The following is a 20,464-nucleotide window of genomic DNA, read 5'->3' on the forward strand; positions in this document are numbered from 1 at the left end:
ATTGATTGAAGGTTATTTAGCATGGAGCACAAAGAAGAATATGATGAACATTTAAAAATAATCCTTCTTGGTGATAATTATGTTGGCAAATCCTGTTTACTGGCAAGTCTTTGTGGCAATGCAGATTTTAATAACTATTTCGACACCATGGGTGTTGATCAGAAAATAAAATTTCTTGGAATTTATAATAAAACAATAAAGTTACGCATTTGGGATGCTTCCGGAGCTCCTGGACTTCAGAAGATCGTTACGTCCTATTTTCATCATGCTGATGGTGCCTTTATTTGTTTTGATCTTACTAACCTCCGATCATTTTACAATGCCAAAGTCTTAATCGAGCGTTTTAGGGCAAGTAATAAAGAAGCACCCATCATTCTTGTAGGTTGTAAATCTGATTTAATTGAATTGAGGAATGTATCCTGCAAGGAGGCTAACGAACTGGCAAACCATTTTGGTCTAACTTATATAGAAACCTCTGCGCGTAAAGAAATTAATGTTAAGGAAGGATTCAAATTATTAAGCAGGCAAATTTACTTTTTGGCGCAAATAAAAAAAATTAAGCCCATATTGGAAGGGCAATACCATAATTATTTATTAAGTATGCAGAAAAACCGTTCAAGTTTGTTTTCAGCATGCAGTCAATACCCTAAAGAAAATCTATTAAGTGAGGAATATCATCACAGCCTTGAACAGTTTCTTAAAGCTACTGATCCTTCTGCCCTGAATGTGTTCTGTATTAAAATATTAGATCTCATTGAAAGGGCGGATCAATTGTATGAACAGGAAAATCCATATTGGAGTATCCTTTCTCATAGCCCACTATCTAAAATTTTGAGACATGCGTTGAACTTTTTATGCAGCATGCCGTCAGCAATTATTGAATTAAGTGATATTAGGGAATTGATAAGCAAGGATAGGTTTTTTTGTAAAACCACACGGTAAGGATTTTTAAACTCAGAGGAGATGCCGTGGCATATTGGCGGCATCTTCTTTCGGCTAATTTAATTCTTTAGTAGGCTACAAATGCAGGTTCGTGAGCTTTTTTTATTGGGTGTATCGAATTGACTTGCAGAGTTTGGGTATTTTTCAAACATACTATGCTCGCTGACTCGAGCTGTTTCTACAGTAAATTTAAAGTCTTCTTTTGATGTTTCTTGATAATTCCCTAATTGCTGTTGCGCGGCTAGTTGGGCAATATTTTCTTTGATTTTAGGATAAACACACGTATGGAAAAAGTTACCATCAACTTCGATACTGCATTTTTCATAGAGTTTGGTTGTTTGTTCTTCATTTTCATTTTTATACAACGGATATTCTTGATTTCTTAAAACTAAATATGGATCAGATACTGTAGAAGAAGGTGTTCTTCCATCCATTACAAAAGCAGTTCCATCGCCGAGTCGGTGCATGCATGCAACGATTTTACTTACATTTTCTTCGCTAATATTTTTAAATGTTATCACCAAACGAGCGCGATCTTCGCCGGGGGTAAGTCGTGATAAGTTTGCAGTGTGAATTTTTACATTCGCTAAAGATAAAATTACATGCCCGAGCAAATCACATTTTTCTGGATTAATACGATAGGGAATTAAAAATTCTTTAAATTCTTTATGCAGCCCAATATTGCTAAGAACTGATTCATTGCGATGATAACACTCAAATAAAGCAATACTATCCAACAACATTATGAGTTGTGCGTATAATTTTGGCTTTCCATTAATTTCTGGTAGTTGCAAAAAATGATTTATCTCTTGTTTGCTTTTTAAGACATCTACATACAAATGTGGAAAATTCTCTAAATCAAGGATGCGCCCTGATAAAGTTGAAATGAAACTGATGAGGTTTTTTATTGTCTGCGTGAATGACGTGCCTGGGTAATTAGCCATTATCATGAACTTTACTTCATCAAGGTTCTTTTTGAGTATGTTTTTAGCATTTGCCTCTAAAAGTGGGGCAGATAGTGCCTTATATTGGGCGATAATTTCAGGTGAAGTTTCTTTTAAGGTTTGAAAACGATTTTTAAAATTAAAAAGAAAGTACTCAATCATGGTATCATCGTTGATTAATATCGGTTTGCCATGTAGGTACTTTTCTTCGGGGATTTTAAAGAAGTTGAGTATTTTTTTGATTTGAGAAAAATCGAGCCCAGTTGCAATGGAAAATGTTACTTTTTCTTTATCCATTGTTTCTTCATTGTCAAGAGTAAAGCCTTGATAGAGCTGCTCTTCATTGACTTTAATATCAGCCAACTGATAAGTCATGTAGTTTACTATTCCTGAATGAATACTTATTCGTTCCTGCTCCAGAAATTGCTGCAGCTCTCTTTTTAGCTTTGATGTCATAATGTGTCCCTTCATTATTGCAAAAACACAGTTAGAGAATTATGTTGATTTTCGCGATAGATAACTCAATATTTCAAGTAAGCGATCCGGGCTCCCAGCCATTTGCAAATCAGTTTTGTATTTATGATTCACCACGAAGGCAGGAACGGCATTAATTTGATAGCTTGCCATCAAGCTCATGCCATTTTGTACTCGCATATCAATGGTTGGTGAGTTCTCAAAAGCACTTTTTGCGATTTCTCTATCCACACCTTGTGCTACAAAAAACTGGATCATTGCTTGTTTTGAATCCAGTGGTTTTTTATCTTCTTGTATGGTTTTAAATAATAAAGAGTTTATTTTATCTGAAAGGGCTAATGTTTTGGCCGTGTAATAGGCTTTGGCATAGAGTTCCCAGGAAGGTTTAAATATTACCGGTACACGTTCAAATTGTATGTTTTTTCCTGTTTCGCTTACCCATACATCAAGTGGTCCTTCGATTTTATAACACCATGGGCAACCATAACTAAAAAACTCTTCGATAACGGGCGTTTTATTTTTGTCATTTGTGGCATTTGGGTTGGTCACGATTTGATAATCTTTGCCTTCAACAAATGATGTAGCTAAAGCTATTGCTGGTAAAAGAAAAAATAAAGCAATTAATTTTTTAAACATAATTTAGTTTCCTAATGTAAACCTTCAATATAATGTGCTACAGCTTCCATGTCCTCTTGGCTCATTTTGCTGCTAATGTCTTGCATAATATGGTTCAAATCGTTTTTTCGTTTGCCCTCTTTAAATGCATTTAATTGTAATACAGTATAAGCAGAATGTTGGCCAGAAAGAACTGGAAAACCCGCTTGGGCGTTGCCCGTGCCTTTAGGACCATGGCAGGCGATACATGCCGTGATCTTTTTTGCAAAATCTCCTCCACGGTAGATTTGTTCACCCCGTTTCAGAAAGTGTTCAGGTGTACTGCCTTGAGCAACTGGCATTTTAGCATAATATGCAGCCAAGTCATCCATGTCCTGGGCGCTCAAAGTAGAAACCAGGGCATTCATTGTTGGTGCGTCGCGTAAAGAGCGGTGCTTCATGTCTTTAAGTTGCTTAACAAAATATTTAGGGTGTTGTCCGGCAATATTAGGCCATTCAGGATTTGTACTATTACCTTGTTGTCCATGACAAGCAGTACATACAATCGCCTTATTGGCAACGGATGGACTATCTTCTTGAGCAAAAAGAATGGTTGGTGCGAATAGAATAAAAGCGAGTACAAATTTTTTCATCGATTTCTCATCATTAACTCTCAAGTAATGGTACACTGTCTTGGTTGAAATCCCAAAAAGTATTATGTTCATGTTTGAAAACCCTTATTCTAAAGCAGTATTTCTAAAAAGTGCTGCACGCGTATCCCAGTTGCCTGACGATTCAGGTTATGAAGTAGCTTTTGCTGGACGTTCTAATGCTGGAAAATCTAGTGCTTTAAATTGCTTAACGGGAATTAAAAATCTTGCCCGTACAAGTAAAACGCCTGGGCGAACCCAGCTGATTAATTTGTTTCAGTTGGATGAAGCACACCGTCTTGTTGATTTACCGGGTTATGGTTATGCCAAAGTTGCTTTACGAGTGAAGATGGATTGGCAAGAAAATTTAGCCCATTATCTCGAGGTCCGAAAAAGTTTAAAAGGTTTGATTCTGTTGATGGATATTCGCCATCCTTTAAAGGACCTGGACGTAATGATGGTTGATTGGGCATTGGATCGGGGATTGCCCGTACACATTTTATTAACCAAATCAGATAAATTAAGTCGCAGCGAAATAAAGAATACCGTATCCAAAGTTCGTAAGTATTACGAATTGGCGCAACATTTGATTACAGTCCAATCTTTTTCATCTTTGAAGAAGGATGGGATAGGGGAGTTAATTGCATTATTAAATCAATGGATGGAATTCAATTAATCCACAATTACCCAATTCTTATCGTGATGCAAAAATCAATAGTCTCTTCGATGTAGGCCTGGAGGTACTCCTGGGGCATGGTGGGCAGAGGGTAAGAAATAAAGATACCCCCCTTTCGGATACCCTCTCAACAGGTTTTTTCCTCATCACCATTAGATCCTATCAGTATGGAGGAATAAAAATTTAATACTCGATTATGATAGGATAAGCGATCGGACAGCATGCGAATTACCGCTTTATGTAACTCATTGGAAAGATGTGGGCATTCGGTTTCAAGTTGACTTAAAATATCTTTGGAAAACTTATATACCACACAGTCTTCCTCCGCAATTATTGAAGCCGAACGCCCAATGTTTGTATAAAACCCCATTTCACCAATAAAATTTCCATTTTGTAATTTTTTAACAATTAATTGAGTCGGCTTACCATAATTAATAATTACATTTAAACTACCTTTTGTTAATAAATATAAACTCTCTGATAAATCACCCTGGTGAAATAAGAAATCGTTCTTTTTAATTTTTTCTTTTACCCCATGAGACAAAATTTCTGTTCCTGTCTTAATATCTCCAAAAATATCCTCTAGGATTTGAGGCACTCCTCTTTTATGTTGAATATATGCGTTAGAAATAATATTTTTTTCGATATCATCAAGTGCTTCTTCAATAGAATTGAATACAATAAGTTTACCCTGACTATTTTCCTCTTTATAAAAGTTACTCAATTCACTAATCATTTTATTATTTAAGTGTGTTAATATAATTAATATATTATGTCGCATAGTGTAAGTGAGGACTTTATATAAGCTATCTATCCCTGTAATTTCCAATCCGGAAACCTGAGAAAAATCTATTATCACGTTTGTATATTTTTGGTCAGGAGCATCCAGTTTCTGGATGATTTTTTTGCTCATTAAATTGGAATTACCAAAAAATAAGTATCCATTTAACAAAACTACCAAGGTTTTTTGACCTGCTTTATCTAAAAAGAGTCGTTCTGTTTTATTATGTTCAACTTTACTGGTTATCATATTGGCATTCGACATGTATTTAATGGAGCTAATTTTACTGTATCTGTAAAAGAATAAGCTCAATGCAAATAACATCCCAAAAGAAACACCTAACATATAACCATTTATCACGATGATAATGCTTATAAGCCAAATAATTAAATAATCAAATTTCGAAACTTTGTAAAAAATTTTAAATAGCCATTCATAAATCAGTTCAAAACTTACGTATAAAAGAAGGGATGAAAGGATAAAATTTGGAATGTACATAGTCAGGCTGGCATCCGCGAAAAAAAACAAAACACAGACAAAACCTGCAATCATGCCAACTGTTCTAGAGATGGTGCCTAATTTATAATTTATTAAAGAATAGGAAAACCATTGATAACCCACCAATCCTCCCAAAAGAGCCGATATACCATTGGCTACACTCGTTATTCGCAATTCATGATCAATTTTCAACTCACTTTTTACAACTTTCTCGATACCTGTAATATTAAGCAATAGACCTATAACGGATAAAAATGAGACGATCATATATTCTGGTAGATAGTAAAAAACGACTTTCCAATTTACTCCATGATAAAAAACTACAGTGCTCGGGATGTTCATTATGCTTCCCGAAGAAGTTAAATTTAATGTCCAACCTAATAATTGAGCTTGATGGAAGGATATTCCTTGATACTTTATGTAAATAACAAAGGCGATAAAACTCGCTAAACAACTAAGAGGGAATATCAAATAGTGATTAAAATACCGCATAAATAGAAACATGCAAAAAGCAACGCTAAAAGGTATTGCCCATGTAAAAAGATGAGTAGACAAAAGCTGATAAGATATGTACTGAGAGGACGGTATATTGAGACTGCCTCTTATTGCGCCTGACATTAACAGTAAGCCTGTTCCTGCAATAAAACCTGCTATTATCGTATAGGGAATGAATCTAACGAGCTCTCCCAGTTTGAACCAACCTATAACCCCCATAATTACAGCAACAGTTAGCCCTAATATTATCAGGCTGGCAAATATCGTGGGTAATAGGCTATCAGGTTGTTTTAACATATCCGGATGGTTAGCAATTGATGCAACAATTAATGAAGACATGAGTGCAACAGTATCTTGTGGACCAGCGATAGTAATGGCAGATGAACTAAATTTTGAAATAAATAATAAAAGAACTATAGACCCGATTAAACTGGATGCTGCACCTATAAGTAAATAGCTGGATAAGTTTCCATTAAATATTAAAATACTAAATGACAGTGAGGTAAAAATTAAAAACACACCTATCATTAAGCGCAGATAGCGCGCATTTACTTATATTTTTGAGTGCCTCGTTCATTTATGTATTTCATTGTCAAAAGTACATCAATTCATTGTTAGCCTAAACAGATATTACTAGATTATAGTCTATAATGGACATATAGTTTTGCTCTTAATGATTGCTCATGAATACCCGGCTAAACTTCGATTATTCAAATAATTTAAGACTGATTGTAAAAGATTGGCTTGCATTATTTAACTTTGATGGCAACAAACCGCATAATATGTTTCTGCTTAATTGACAAGCTCAGACCACAGCCTATGCTGAAGAGCTAGTGTTTCTATTTTTTGAGAAAATAGGAATTAATTATCCAGGAACAAAAGATAATGAACATAATTTGGAGAGTGAATATTTAAAAAATCAAATAGATAAAATAGGTATATTTTTTCTTCATGAATTAATCGCTTCGCTGCCACATGATACTGAAATAATAAAAAATGTGCATAAATTGCTATTCAGTAATTCATATAAAAAAGCAGGGGAGTTCCGAAATGAGGATGCTTCAATCAATCTGTCGCATTTCTCTATTCCGATCAGAATTAATGATGAACTCTGTAATTATATAAAAACTTTTTATAAGCACGAGCATCTCAAAACCAGCACCAAAAAACTCCTTGCAAAACAATGTGCTGTTCAATTTAATTTATTTAATATGATTCATCCATTTTATTACGGTAATGGCATTATCAATCGTTTGTTTATTAATAATTATTTATTAATACATAATTACCATTCTGATTGGGATTTGATAGAGCAAAAAGAATATGACGAGTCATGTAACCTGGCATTTCATGGAGATTTAAATAACCTGGAAAAAATGGTTAATAAATTGATAGTTCCGTTATCACAACGTCTTGTTTCTTAACCATGCGTGTCCTCCATTTCTAAAATTTAGGTGTATTCATAGTCTCTACATTAAGAGCGCTACTTAACTTTATGTGCAGAGTGCCATCAATGACTGTTTCTGCACATTTATAAATTATAAGGAAATACTCTTATCCTTTAATTTCTGCATTCTCCAATACTTTTTCTGCTTGGGCTGCGCGATAATTTTGAATCGCTTCGCGGTATTCAGGATATTTATTGCTAAGGATTGTCGCTGCTAAAAGAGCTGCGTTAATGGCTCCAGCTTTACCAACGGCAAGGGTCCCTACTGGAATACCTGCGGGCATTTGAACTATAGAAAGGAGTGCGTCAAGCCCATTTGTAAAGGTGGATGATGGCATAGGTACTCCTAAAACGGGCAATAAGGTTTTTGCAGCAACAACACCTGGTAAATGGGCGGCTCCACCCGCTGCAGCGATAAATATTTCGATACCGCGTTGTTCTGCTGATTTTAAATAGTCAAATAAGGCATCAGGTGTGCGATGGGCAGATAAAGCACGCACCTCATGGGGAATATTTAATTTTTCCAGAGCCAAACTGGCTTCCTCCATAATTGTCCAATCTGATTTAGAACCCATTAATATAGATACTAGTTTATGTGACATATTGCCTCCATTGATTTGCTAACGCAAAATGTTGTTTAAAATGTACAACGACAAATAGTTTGTATTGCCTCAACCAAGGCCGCCCCTTCCAACTCTTGTACCCTGGCTTTTAAAAGTTCGGGTGTATCATTTAGTCTGACGGGACATTTCTTTTGTAAAATAATAGGGCCTGCATCTACTTCTTCGGTGACATAGTGTACGGTACATCCTGTTTCAGGTTCACCTGCATCTAAAACGGCTTGGTGCACTTCAAGATTCATCAGGCCGGCGTAGGCTGGTAAAAGTGACGGGTGAATGTTAATAATTTTATTTTCCCAGGCTAAAACAAACTCAGCAGACAAGATACGCATGTAGCCAATGAGCACGATAAGATCAATTTGATGTTGCTTGAGAATCTCGGATAAACGATGATCAAATTCAGTTCGGCTTAAATCCTGGGAATTAACAAACATGGATTTAAGACCAAAATGGGTTGCTTTCTCGAGAATGAGCGCATCTTCCTTATTGCTTAGTACCAGTTCAATCGATGCAGCCAGATTTTTTTGATTTACAGCTTCAATAAGTGCGTTAAGGTTCGTCCCTCGGGTTGAACCTAAAACAGCGATGCGAGTCATAACGCACGTATCCTTAACATCTGTTCAATGCGTTGTCGAATTAAAGGTTTGGTACCTATATCCTGACGATGAAACAAAGGACCTTCAATTAATGAAATTTCATGTTCGGCTTTTTTTTCTGCTGCAAAAATAGAGTCCGCAATACCGACATAAGCTGCTGTTCGAGAGCCTACAGCAATGATTTGCTCATTCACTTGATTGACTGAGGCAAGGTATAAATGATTCTGACAGGTGATTTTTGAAAAATTAACAACAAAATTTTTCTTGGGCGAATCTGGATATCCTTCAGGAACCGTGTATTTGCAGACGGTAGCTTTTTTGGCAAACCTCACCTCATCTTCATCTAAATGACCATTTACCTGTGATTGGCAAATGCCTACAAAATCCGATTCTAAAATCGAGAGCACGTTTAAGGCCTCAGGATCTCCAAAACGCGCATTGAATTCGATAACGTAAACTCCATTTTTAGTAGCGATAAAGCTTCCATATAAAATGCCAATGTATTGCTCATTACATTCATGGGATAAGGCACGAAAAACGGCATTGTTAATCGCTAAAGCATCCTGCACTTCGTCTGTAGTCAAAAAAGGCAAACTGTGATTAGCGTCTGAATAACTACCCATCCCACCAGTATTTGGACCGCGATCGCCATCATAAGCACGTTTATGATCCTGGACTAAAGGCATGGGAATGAGATGCTTTCCGTCTGCGAAACACATCAATGAAAATTCTTGCCCAATAAGTTTCTCTTCAATGAGGATGGTCTGATTTTGATTAAGAATTTCCTGACAAAAACTCATTGCCTCTGCGATTGAATGTAAATGTTCCCCAGCCACTTTTACACCTTTACCACTCATTAATCCATTTGCTTTAATGACATAACTACCTTCGCCCAGCTCATTTAGAAAGGATTCTATATGATTTAGGCTCGTGAATTTTTTATAAAGAGGTACGCCTGGGATATCGTATTTCTGCATGAGGTCGCGAGCAAACTCTTTCGATGTTTCAATTTGAGCCAAGATTTTTTTGGGACCAATTGTTGGGATACCAACCTGCCATAATGCATCAGCCATCCCTTTTTCTAAAGGTGCTTCGGGTCCAATAATTGCCAAATCAATCGCCCAAAGTTTTGCTTTGGATAAGACAGCAGTACAATCAGTAATATCGCCAGTACAATACTGGACAGTTAATGGATGAATGCCCGGATTAACTGCTGTACCATAACAAAACAAAGATGGATTTTGTGGCGAGCGATGTAATGCTTTAATGAGGGCATGTTCACGTGCGCCAGAACCTAAAACAAGAATATTCATTCCATCAAGTCCTCTTTTTGTGACGGGTTATTGTGTCGTCCTGTTTCACGTAGTTGCTCCAATTGCTGCATTTTTTCTTGAGTTATTCTTTTGCAAAAATAATCGCCATCCATACACGCCATACATGGTTTTTTGATTAGATGTTCACCACGACGGGTGACGGCCTCAACCAAATCTTCCTGTGCTTGATACAGTAAAACATCAACACCCAGATAGTTTGCAATTTCTTCCTCAGTTTGATTTGCTGCAATGAGTTCTTTACGTGAAGGGATATCAATACCGCTAAAACAGGGGTTTTTAAGGGGGGGGGAGGTCGACGCAAAATAAATTTTTTTTGCCCCAAACTCCCTGACCATTTTGACGATTTCACGGGAAGTGGTTCCCCGTACAATACTATCATCAACAATCATCACTACTTTATTTTCAATTTCAGTGCGTTGAGGGGTTAATTTATAGCGAATATTACGAGTTCTCGCTTTTTGGTTAGGCATAATGAAGGTGCGACCAATAAAGGGGTTTTTATACAAGCCTTCAGAATATCTTACGCCTAACTCATGGGCAAAAGATAACGCAGCTGTATTTGCAGTAAATGGTGCTGGAATAACCACATCCGGGATCATCTCGGGGTGGTTTTTCTTCCATTGAAGGGCCAGATTTTGTCCCATACGCAAGCGCGCTCGGTAGACGCTGACATTATTCAATGTCGCGTCAGGCCGGGCAAAATAAACATATTCAAAAACACAGGGTCTGAATTGTTCTTTTTTAAGCACGCGGCGATGTAATTTCCCATTGAGATCCACGTAGGCTACTTCACCGGGTAATATATCTCCTTGTGGCTCAAATCCCAATGCATAGAAAGGGGTTGTTTCTGAAGCAAAAATTGTGTCTATTGTGCCATCGGTGTTTTTTCGGGTGCCCCAAACCAGGGGGCGTATGCCATGAGGATCGCGGAAGGCAACAAGCCCTTTACCTATGACCACGGAGACAATGGAATAAGCTCCTTCGATTCGTTTAAAAACATAGGATACTGCTTTGCTGAGCAGTTCAAAAAAGCTTTCAAAATTCTCTTCAATACTGTGGGCGCTACTTGCAAGTTTGTCTGCAAACAGGAGCAATAAGGCTTCTGAGTCCAAAGAGGTATTGAGGTGACGATGTTGTTTTAAACAAATCTCATCTGCCAACTCCTGATAATTAGAGAGATTACCGTTATGCGCCAATGCAGTCCCGCGCGGACTACCAATCCATAGGGGTTGAACATCAGTTGTGGTATAACCCCCGGCAGTGGGATAACGGACATGGCCAATACCTATATTGCCTTGTAGGGATGAGATGTTTTCGGGGGTGAAAATTTCCCGTACTAAACCTAACCCATGCTTTGTATAGAAACGCTGATCACAGGTAAGTATGCCTGCAGCATCCTGTCCTCGATGCTGCAGGTGAATTAGGCTCTCATACAATTCAGGGGCTACTGGTTCATGGCTGTAAATACCCACTATTCCACACATGGATGAACTTACCTCAGATAATTGGCAATATGGCGCAAAATACGTTGCTCGGCCGGCTCTTTATGCGCGTTAAAATTAAAATCTTTACCGGTAATTCGTTCATAGAGTTGAATATAACGGGCGGAGAGTTCGACAACTAATTCTTGGGGTGCTTCAGGGAGTTTCTCATCATGATAAGGATCTGAGTTTTTAGCAAACCATAAGCGTAAGAACTCTTTGTCTATATTTTCAGGTTCTAATCCCGCAGCTATGCGTGATTGGTAACTGTCAGCCAACCAGTATCGACTTGAGTCAGGGGTGTGAATTTCATCAACAACTCTAATTGTTCCTTCAGCATCACGACCAAATTCGTACTTGGTGTCTACTAAAATTAAACCGTGATCGCGAGCAATTTCAGCGCCACGCTGATAGAGTTTAAGTGCCAGGGCACTTACCTCTAACCAATCTTCCTCACTCATCCATCCTTCAGAAATAATTTCATCTGGAGAAATAGGGCGATCGTGAATTTTTTCTTTAGTAGTTGGTGTCAAAACAGCTTGTTCCAGTTTTTGGTTTTTCCTTAAGCCTTCGGGAAAGGTAATGCCGCAGTAGTCACGTGTGCCATTTTGATATTGAGTCCACAATGAAGTGCTTGTTGTACCGCTAATATATCCTCTTACCACAAATTCAATCGGAAAGACCGTGCATTTTTTAGCAATAACCACATTAGGATCGGGAACGGCAATGATATGATTGGGGACAAGATTTTTTGTTTGTTCAAACCACCATGCGCTGGTTAAGTTGAGTACGGCTCCCTTATAAGGGATTAGCGCCAAGTGCCTGTCAAAAGCGCTGAGCCTATCCGTAGTCACCAGCATGATGGCATCACCAAGATCATAAGCATCTCTTACTTTCCCTTGATATTTTTCTCCTGCAGGCAAGTTTGTTTGGTCAAGGCAAAAAGCCAAAGCTTCTTGAATTTCATCATGATAAAGAGTAGTTGTAGCATTCATGAGCATGTGGATTCCCAATAATGTGAGTTAACAAAATACGATCAGTAAGCATCGCGACATCGACTTCATCGCTGGTAAACTGCCATAAAACACCATGATTTATTTTATTGATTTCTGGAATTGCGTAATGAATTTTCAGTGTTTGTAAAGTTTGTTGGCCTTTCAAGTCCTCTTGAGGGCGAACGAGATAGGCTGAAGCATTGGAGGAGCGAAACTCGGTTAATAAAATTTCTCGTTCTTTGCGATCAGAATACAAAAGTCCGGTTTTTTTCAACAATTCAAAACTTTCTAGCGAATCACAATCAATTTCCCAATGTTCAAAACGGTGCACTGTGACTGGGAATCCTAAACGTCTTAATGTTTTTTGCACGGTTAATGCTTGATTATCAGTAATAATAAGCTTGACAAGACAGAGGTAACTACCCGGATTCTTGATAAAATTCTTTGATTTTTGATGCGGCTTTGGCGGGGGGGGCATAATCCGCGATGGTGAGCCCTTGGTTCGTATATTATTTGCATCCAGGTTACAGTTATCTTTTATATAATCGCGCATGGAAGTAAAAATAGGGTCACCATTAACGGTACGCTCAGGGTGTGGCATCATTGCCATTACATTACCTGCACGGTTGGTAATTGCGGCAATATTACCAGCAGAGCCATTGGGATTGATCGGGAAATTATCAATAATGGCTCCTTCGGCATTACAGTATTGAAAAAGATTTAAGCCCTGTTCTTCAATTTGATTTAATAAAGAGTCAGGCATAAGAAAACGTCCCTGTGCATGTGCGATAGGGAGATGGATTAAATCCTTACTCGAAAGATGGCGAGTAAATGCGTTATGTTGATGTTTGTCAGACAAGCGCATATGAACCCAGGCATTATAAAAACCGGTTCCTATAATTTTGTGATTCATAATACGTTTATTTTCGGTAAGTGCCATAGGAACATCATGCCGCTCACCCTCAAGCGCGGGCACCAGACCTGATTCAACCAGGATTTGTGCACCATTGCAAATTCCTAGCACGGGTTTACCTTGTTCGCTTTGGGTTTTGATTTCCTGGATTACAGGATCAAGTGCTGCAATAATTCCGGCACGGGAGCGATCTTCATAAGAAAAACCACCGACAAGAATATAACCATGCAAATGACGCAATTTCTCTAAAGGTTCATTCCACAGAAACTCAACAGGCTCCATTCCTGCACGTTTTACTGCTAGCGCTGTTTCACGTTCACAATTAGATCCCGGAAATTGAATTAAGCCTATACGTATCATAAAAGCGTCACCTTTTGTTCTCCTCTTATAACTTGCCCTATTTCATAAAGAGGGTAGGATGGAAAATCACGTAACACTTCGCGAATGGCAGAGAGTGTCTCTGGCCCAATAAACAGAACCAAACCTGCCCCCATATTAAAAGTGCGATACATTTGCTCATCATCAAGATGGCCTAATTTGCGTAATAAATTAAATATTGGCAGCTCGGGAATCAATTTTTTGTGGATTTCAACAGTACAATTCTTAGGTAGAATACGAGGAATATTCTCGAGTAAACCACCTCCAGTGATGTGTGCCATCCCCTTAATTGGGATGTTTTTTTCCAAAATGCTTAATATCGGACGCGTATAGTTAATATGGGGAGCCAAAAGCTCTTCACCTATAGTATGGGTAAAATCTTGAAATTGTGATTCCACTTTGTAACCGGCAACGTCAAAAAGTAATTTTCTTGCCAATGAATAGCCATTGGTGTGTAAGCCACTTGAAGGAAATGCAACTACAATATCGCCTGCATTAATTTCTTTTCCTTCGATTGCTTTACTTTTTTCCACGACTCCAGTGATTACTCCCACTAAATCGTGTTCTCCAGGGAGATATGTTCCAGGCATTTCGGCGGTTTCACCTCCCACCAAGGAAATTTGATTTTCTTGGCATGCTTTTACCATACCATGAATAATTTGTTCGATGATTTCGGGTCTTAATTTATCATTGGCAATATAATCAAGAAGGGTAAGCGGTTTTGCCCCCAGAACAATAATGTCATTGGCGGTAGCACTCACCAGATCGATGCCGATGGTGTCAAATTTTTCCATCATTTTAGCCACCATCATTTTGGTGCCCACCCCGTCAATGCTTTGCACCAAAACAGGGTGTTCATAATGATGGAGAAGATTTTTAAGATCATACATCGCCCCAAAGCTGCCGATTCCCGTAAGCACTTGTGGTGAAAAAGTACTTTCTACGGCACTTTTAATACTGCGAACCGCTTCATTGCCTGCTTCTATATCTACACCTGCAGCTTTATAATCGATAATTGACATTTATATGAGCCTCTCAACTAAACCATTTTTCCAGGCAGTTTTTGCTGCACTAATAGATACATGAACTACGGAATTCATTATCAATGTTGGGGTTGCTGTTGTTTCACCTATTGCATGAAATGCTATTGAATGATTCTTAAATATCGTTTCTATTTTGATTAGATTTTCAGGAGAAATTTCAAGGATAAACCCTCCGCTTTCTGAGAATAGCTTTTTATCATTAGGCAATTCGCCTGGAATAAAAACATCTACGCCAATTTCATTTTTAAAGCTCATTTCAGCAAGAGCAACAGCGACTCCTCCTTCGGAAATGTCGTGAGCTGAAAGAATCAACCCTTTTTGCATGGCGAGATGGATGGCTGTAATTTCGTTGGTGAATGATAAAAGATCAGGTTTGGGCAATTGGCTACCGAGTTGATGATGTAATTGATAATAAACACTGCCGCCGCATTCATCCTTACGTTCTCCAACCATGAGCAACACGGAATTGGTTTGTTTGAAGTCGTAGGTTATTGCTTTGGAATAGTCACTGATGGCACCGACACAACTGATAATAGGGCTTGGTGGGATCGCTTTTTGAGCTGATTCATTATATAAGGATACATTGCCAGAGATAATGGGTAGGCACGCATCATTATGGATCATTTTTATTGCTTTACATGCATCGGTGATGCCTTGTACTGAAGCAACAAATTCCCCCATTTGCAATTCATTCTCTGGGTTGCCAAAACACAGGCAATCCGTTAGCGCAAGAGGCCACGCTCCTACTGCAATGATGTTACGTACTGATTCTATAACTGCGTTAACAGCTCCCCAATAAGCGTCAATTTTATTGTAACGAGGATTATGATCAACAGATAAAGCAACACCAGTTTGGCGAATTTCTTCAGGATATTTATCTTCATTAAATGGGGCAATCAAGCCAGCGTCAGCCCATCCTGGTTCAAGAACAGAACGACCTTGAACTTGCTTGTCATAGCTTTCATAAATGGGGGCACGAGAGGCAATATTTTCATGGGAAAGCAACTGCAATAATTGCTCATTGAAATTGTCAATGGTAAAAGGCGCGGGTTCATTATGAGTTGCTTGTTTTATGTGGTAGGGCCTATCGTAGAGTATGCCTTTAGTAATGTCCTTGGCTTTTGCAGAAACAATCTCTTTGCCTTGAGCTTTAACGACATACAAACCATCATTTCTTATTTTTCCTACAACCGTTGCTTGCGCGCCATCACAGATTTCTGGAAGAGCAAAACGTTCGTTGTAATGTTTGAGGAAGGTATCTACAAGTTCTTGAGGGACGACCCACATAAAACGCTCCTGGGTCTCAGAACATAAAATGACTGCGGGAAGCAGATTATCCATACTGGTAGGAACTAAATCCAGATTGATTTCAGCACCATAACCACTTGCCTCTGCTAATTCTACGCTGGCACAAGCAATTCCGCCTGCACCTAAATCTTTAAAACCAACCCGATCAATGAGGTTATTCTCACGCAGAAATGCAAACATGGCATAATTTGCTTTAAGAACATGCCGCTGTAAAAACGCATTAGGTTCTTGCACTGCGCCTTTATTTTGCTCTTGTTGTTCTTCACTGAGGGTTGCCGAAGCAAACGCCGCACCGCCAAAACCACTATTATCAGTTGGTTTGCCTACCAGGATAAATTGATAATCTTCTGCGTGGGAGGGGGCGTAAGAATGAATAATATGGTCTTCGCGGACTACGCCTAAAGTCACTACTGTTACCAGGCAATTTTCATTATAAGCTTCATCATAATAAGTATCGCCGGCGAGGTTAGGAATCCCAAGCGGATTGGCATATCCAGCAATACCCTGAACTACCCCCTGATGAATCCATTTTGTTTTTGCGCGATTAATATCCCCAAAACGTAAGCTGTCTGCAACGGCAATCACTTCTGCTCCCATACAACAGACATCGCGTACATTGCCACCTACACCAGTAGCTGCCCCTTCGAAAGGTACGAGTTGTGAGGGATGATTATGTGACTCATGGCTTACAACAATACCGTAGCGTCGGTCTTGTTTATCAGTAACTACGGCAACAATGCCTGCATCTTCTTTGGGGCCTAAAATAACGTGAGGTGCTTGGGTGATGAATTGATTGAGGTGTTTGCGGCTGCTTTTATAGGAACAATGTTCTGAACCTTGAATGGACCATAATACGCATTCTGCATAAGTAGGCGGTCGTTTTAATAAAGAGTTCTGGATAGTGAGTGCTTCGTCAGGAGTTAGGCGCAGGTTAAAACGTTGGAGTAAATGAGCTATTTCATCCAAGGACAATTGAGAAAAATCAAAACAATCCGGTGTTTCTAGCATTTTAAGTAAAGACCATCAGCTAAAACGTCAACGAATTGTAATCGTATTTCTATCAAAAAGCAATAAAGATTTTGTCATTTAATTGCCAAATTGGTCAAAAATTTTCTGAAAAGCAATATCTATTTTTCCAAAAAATCCAGAAGAGCCTTTTTTCAATTGAGCCTAATTTAATGAATAAAATAAAAAATTTGTCAGGAACCTCCTGAGGTGATTTTTCTTACAAAGGATGAAGTCGATAAATCTTGAAACATGAGAGTTGTCTCACCATGGACGCTGTTGCGTTATGGTGAGAATTCCTGGTTCTTTATCTGTTCAGGGCGGCGAATGCATTGTTTTAGGTTAAAATTGTGCCGATTCTTCCCATAATTGCGCAACAATCTGAGGGTTTGCTAAAGTCGAAATATCACCTAATTCTTCAAGACTTTGAATTTCTTTTCCTGAAATTTTGCGCAAAATTCGCCGCATAATCTTACCTGATCGTGTTTTTGGTAAGTCATGAGTAAAATGGATGATGTCTGGTTTGGCTATAGGGCTTATTTCTTGATTCACTTGTTTGATTAACTCAGTTTTTAAAGCATCATTCGCAGTGAAACCATCCCTTAAAATGACAAAAGCATAAATTCCTTGACCCTTTAACTCATGAGGTATCCCAACAACAGCTGCTTCTGCAACTGCAGGGTGGCTTACCAACGCACTTTCAATTTCTGCAGTACCTAAGCGATGACCAGAAACATTAATCACATCATCCACACGGCCAGTGATCCAATAATCCCCCTCTTCGTCACGCTTGGCGCCATCACCGGTGATGTAATAACCATGATGTAAATAGGTGCTACAATAGCGATGGTGATCTCCTGCGATGGTTCGCGCCATAGATGGCCATGGATATTTTATAGCCAGGTATCCTTCACCAGCTCCGGTTATTTCATGGCCATGCTCATTGAGTAGCACTGGAATAACCCCCGGAATGGGTTGGCGGGCAGCGCCAGGTTTGCTGTCTGGTTCATCAGCTCTGGGACTAATCATAATCGCCCCAGTTTCTGTTTGCCACCAAGTATCTATTATTGGGCATCTCTTTTGGCCTACTTTCTGATAATACCATTGCCAGGCTTCTGGATTAATGGGTTCTCCTACTGAACCCAGCAAGCGTAAAGAACTGCGGGTGCTGGATGCGAGCCAGTCATCTCCTGCACGCATTAAAGCGCGTATAGCAGTAGGTGCGGTATAAAAGACATTCACTTGGTATTTATCAATGATTTGCCAGTTTCTGGAAGGATCAGGCCAGGTAGGAATCCCCTCATAGATAAGCGTGGTGATGCCATTGCAAAGAGGGCCATACACTAAATAGCTATGACCAGTAACCCAGCCAACATCAGCGGTACACCAAAAGATGTCATTATCCTGACAATTAAAGAGCAACTGATGGGTGTAGGCTGTTTGTACCAGATAACCCGCTGTAGTATGAACTACCCCTTTAGGTTGTCCGGTACTACCTGAGGTATAAAGGATAAATAAAGGATCTTCGGCATCCATAGGCTCAGGATCGCATTGATCACTTACTTTCTCTTTTAACTCATGCCACCAGTGATCTTTATTGTTATCAAAAGCAACAGGGTCATTACTGGTTTTAATGATAATTCTGGGTAAGGATAAATCCTTGCACGCTTCATCAATATGCTCTTTTAATCCTACTAATTTACCCCCGCGGTAAAAGTGGTTTGCTGTAATGATACAGCGGCATTCCGATGCGAGTACACGTTGCTTTAAAGCCTGGGCAGAAAAACCTGCAAATATGACGGTATGTACTGCGCCAATTCGGGTACAAGCGAGCATAGCTATTGCTGCTTCGGGGATCATCGGTAGGTAGATCGCGACTTTATCCCCTTTTTTTACATTGAATTGTTTGAGTACATTGCTCATGCGGCATACTTCAGCATGTAATGTTGCAAAAGTTAATGTCTTGTTTTGGTCTGGATCATCTCCCTCCCAAATAATTGCAGGATGATTTGCTTTATAGGGAAGATGCCTATCCAGGCAATTTAAGCTGGCGTTTAGTTTCCCACCTTTAAACCAGGTCACATCACCATGTTGCAACCCACCAGTCAATACTGTATCCCAGGGGCGTAGCCAATCCAAAGTTTGTTGCGCAATTTCCGACCAAAATTCAGTCAAAGTATCTTCTGTTTGTGCTAGTTGAGGGGGGCGTAAATGAGCATGCATATTATACCTCTTTTCCTTGAGCGATTAATTTGATTATGGCTGAAAAATCAGAATCACCAAGTCCTTGATCAATAAAATGTTGATAAATTTGAGCAGCTTTCGCACCTAAAGGAGTTTCCAGATTTACCGAGTGCGCTGAGTCTTGGCTGAGTAATAAATCTTTGAGCATCATTGCGGCGGCGAATCCAGGTTTATAATCATTGTTTGCGGGAACATTTTCTAAAACTCCCGGAACAGGTGCATATTTAGTCATTGCCCAGCATTGTCCTGAGGAATTACTCACTACTTCAAAGAGTTTTTGCGGTGATAATTGTAATTGTTCTGCAAGGACAAAAGCCTCTGAAATAGCAATCATTGAGATGCCGAGGATCATATTATTGCAAATTTTTGCTGCTTGCCCACTTCCTGCAATTCCAGTATGGATGATTTTTTGTCCCATAGCAGCCAATATGGGTTTTGCTGCATGGAATGCACTTTCTTCACCGCCAACCATAAAAGTTAGAGTAGCAGCTGTTGCTCCAGCTACGCCACCTGAAACTGGTGCGTCAACTACTTGAAGGTGATATTGTGTCGCCAAATGATGCAATTCACGTGAACTATTGACATCTATCGTCGAGCAATCAATGAATAAAGCGTCTTTTTTTGCTGCCTGAAATAATCCATTCTTGCTATGACATACCCCTAATACTTGTTGCCCAGTTTGCAGCATGGTAATTATTGCATCTTTATCATGAGCTAATTCCTGGGTATTATGGGCGATTAAACCACCGGCTTGGGCAAAATGTTGCAGGGCTGTTTGTTGTAAATCATATCCTGTAACTTGATATCCTGCTTTAATCAGGTTGATGGCCATGGGTAAACCCATATGTCCAAGTCCTACAAATCCTATTTTTGCCATTGATTTCTCCGTCTGATGAATGTGTGGCCTTGTTGAAACGCAACGAAATCCGGGAAATTGATTGAGTCCAATAAACCCTATGCTACTAACTAAATAAGTCGCACTTTAATGCTACTCACCTCAACATCCCGGAAAGTATGATTCGGCAAATTTTTTCTTTAATTTCGTG

The 20,464-nt window shown here is 39.1% G+C and carries 17 protein-coding genes; 3 read left to right on the forward strand and 14 right to left on the reverse strand.

The features are described from left to right. Positions 1-21: 21 nt before the first annotated feature. Positions 22-942, forward strand: coding sequence for a Rab family GTPase (locus EKG34_RS05365; protein ID WP_003634190.1), 921 nt, complete (start codon positions 22-24; stop codon positions 940-942). 59 nt (positions 943-1,001) lie between these two features. Here the strand turns inward: EKG34_RS05365 and EKG34_RS05370 are convergent, their stop codons facing one another. The 3 genes from EKG34_RS05370 to EKG34_RS05380 are packed head-to-tail and all read right to left on the reverse strand — an operon-like array spanning position 1,002 to position 3,607. After that, complete coding sequence (locus EKG34_RS05370; RefSeq protein WP_003634193.1) at positions 1,002-2,342, reverse strand: hypothetical protein; 1,341 nt, start codon at positions 2,340-2,342, stop codon at positions 1,002-1,004. Positions 2,343-2,381: 39 nt separating this feature from the next. Further along, complete coding sequence (locus EKG34_RS05375) at positions 2,382-2,996, reverse strand: thiol:disulfide interchange protein DsbA/DsbL (RefSeq protein ID WP_003634195.1); 615 nt, start codon at positions 2,994-2,996, stop codon at positions 2,382-2,384. A gap of 11 nt (positions 2,997-3,007) precedes the next feature. Next, on the reverse strand, positions 3,008-3,607 hold the full coding sequence (locus EKG34_RS05380) for a c-type cytochrome (protein WP_003634197.1): 600 nt from the start codon (positions 3,605-3,607) through the stop codon (positions 3,008-3,010). A gap of 70 nt (positions 3,608-3,677) precedes the next feature. On the opposite strand from EKG34_RS05380, the gene yihA reads away from it, so the two are divergent. Beyond that, positions 3,678-4,280 (forward strand): ribosome biogenesis GTP-binding protein YihA/YsxC, encoded by a 603-nt coding sequence (yihA, locus tag EKG34_RS05385; protein WP_003634198.1) that lies wholly within the window; start codon positions 3,678-3,680, stop codon positions 4,278-4,280. 127 nt (positions 4,281-4,407) lie between these two features. Here the strand turns inward: yihA and EKG34_RS05390 are convergent, their stop codons facing one another. Further along, positions 4,408-6,582 carry a SulP family inorganic anion transporter gene (locus EKG34_RS05390; protein ID WP_003634200.1) on the reverse strand — a complete coding sequence of 725 codons (2,175 nt, stop codon included), beginning with the start codon at positions 6,580-6,582 and terminating at the stop codon, positions 4,408-4,410. A gap of 305 nt (positions 6,583-6,887) precedes the next feature. On the opposite strand from EKG34_RS05390, the gene EKG34_RS05395 reads away from it, so the two are divergent. Then, entirely contained in the window at positions 6,888-7,478 is a 591-nt protein-coding gene (locus EKG34_RS05395; protein ID WP_003634204.1) for a Fic family protein, read from the forward strand. A gap of 130 nt (positions 7,479-7,608) precedes the next feature. On the opposite strand, the gene purE is transcribed toward EKG34_RS05395, so the two are convergent. From purE to mmsB, 10 genes are all read right to left on the reverse strand, one after another. Next, positions 7,609-8,103 (reverse strand): 5-(carboxyamino)imidazole ribonucleotide mutase, encoded by a 495-nt coding sequence (purE, locus tag EKG34_RS05400; RefSeq protein ID WP_003634206.1) that lies wholly within the window; start codon positions 8,101-8,103, stop codon positions 7,609-7,611. Between the two features lie 35 nt (positions 8,104-8,138). Continuing rightward, a complete protein-coding gene (purN, locus tag EKG34_RS05405; protein ID WP_003634209.1) occupies positions 8,139-8,717 on the reverse strand; it encodes a phosphoribosylglycinamide formyltransferase in 579 nt (192 codons plus the stop codon). Next, the gene (purD, locus tag EKG34_RS05410; RefSeq protein ID WP_003634211.1) at positions 8,714-10,030 is read right to left on the reverse strand and encodes a phosphoribosylamine--glycine ligase; all 1,317 of its coding nucleotides are present in this window, start codon (positions 10,028-10,030) and stop codon (positions 8,714-8,716) included. Before purD ends, purN begins: the two co-directional genes overlap by 4 nt. Next, on the reverse strand, positions 10,027-11,535 hold the full coding sequence (gene purF, locus EKG34_RS05415) for an amidophosphoribosyltransferase (RefSeq protein WP_003634212.1): 1,509 nt from the start codon (positions 11,533-11,535) through the stop codon (positions 10,027-10,029). The genes purD and purF overlap by 4 nt, the downstream gene beginning before the upstream one ends. An 8-nt stretch (positions 11,536-11,543) precedes the next feature. Next, positions 11,544-12,533: a phosphoribosylaminoimidazolesuccinocarboxamide synthase gene (locus tag EKG34_RS05420; protein WP_003634215.1), complete on the reverse strand. Its 990-nt coding sequence runs from the start codon at positions 12,531-12,533 to the stop codon at positions 11,544-11,546. Next, positions 12,499-13,800: a phosphoribosylformylglycinamidine synthase I gene (purQ, locus tag EKG34_RS05425; protein WP_003634217.1), complete on the reverse strand. Its 1,302-nt coding sequence runs from the start codon at positions 13,798-13,800 to the stop codon at positions 12,499-12,501. Before purQ ends, EKG34_RS05420 begins: the two co-directional genes overlap by 35 nt. Then, the gene (gene purM, locus EKG34_RS05430) at positions 13,797-14,840 is read right to left on the reverse strand and encodes a phosphoribosylformylglycinamidine cyclo-ligase (protein WP_003634219.1); all 1,044 of its coding nucleotides are present in this window, start codon (positions 14,838-14,840) and stop codon (positions 13,797-13,799) included. The genes purQ and purM overlap by 4 nt, the downstream gene beginning before the upstream one ends. Further along, complete coding sequence (gene purL / locus EKG34_RS05435) at positions 14,841-17,177, reverse strand: phosphoribosylformylglycinamidine synthase subunit PurL (protein WP_003634221.1); 2,337 nt, start codon at positions 17,175-17,177, stop codon at positions 14,841-14,843. It abuts the gene before it with no gap. A 339-nt stretch (positions 17,178-17,516) separates the two neighbouring features. Further along, positions 17,517-19,397 (reverse strand): acetate--CoA ligase, encoded by a 1,881-nt coding sequence (gene acs, locus EKG34_RS05440; protein WP_003634224.1) that lies wholly within the window; start codon positions 19,395-19,397, stop codon positions 17,517-17,519. Between the two features lies 1 nt (position 19,398). Beyond that, a complete protein-coding gene (gene mmsB / locus EKG34_RS05445; RefSeq protein WP_003634225.1) occupies positions 19,399-20,295 on the reverse strand; it encodes a 3-hydroxyisobutyrate dehydrogenase in 897 nt (298 codons plus the stop codon). Positions 20,296-20,464: the final 169 nt, after the last annotated feature.

The sequence above is a fragment of the Legionella longbeachae genome (genome assembly GCF_004283175.1).
Taxonomy (GTDB): Bacteria; Pseudomonadota; Gammaproteobacteria; order Legionellales; family Legionellaceae; genus Legionella; species Legionella longbeachae.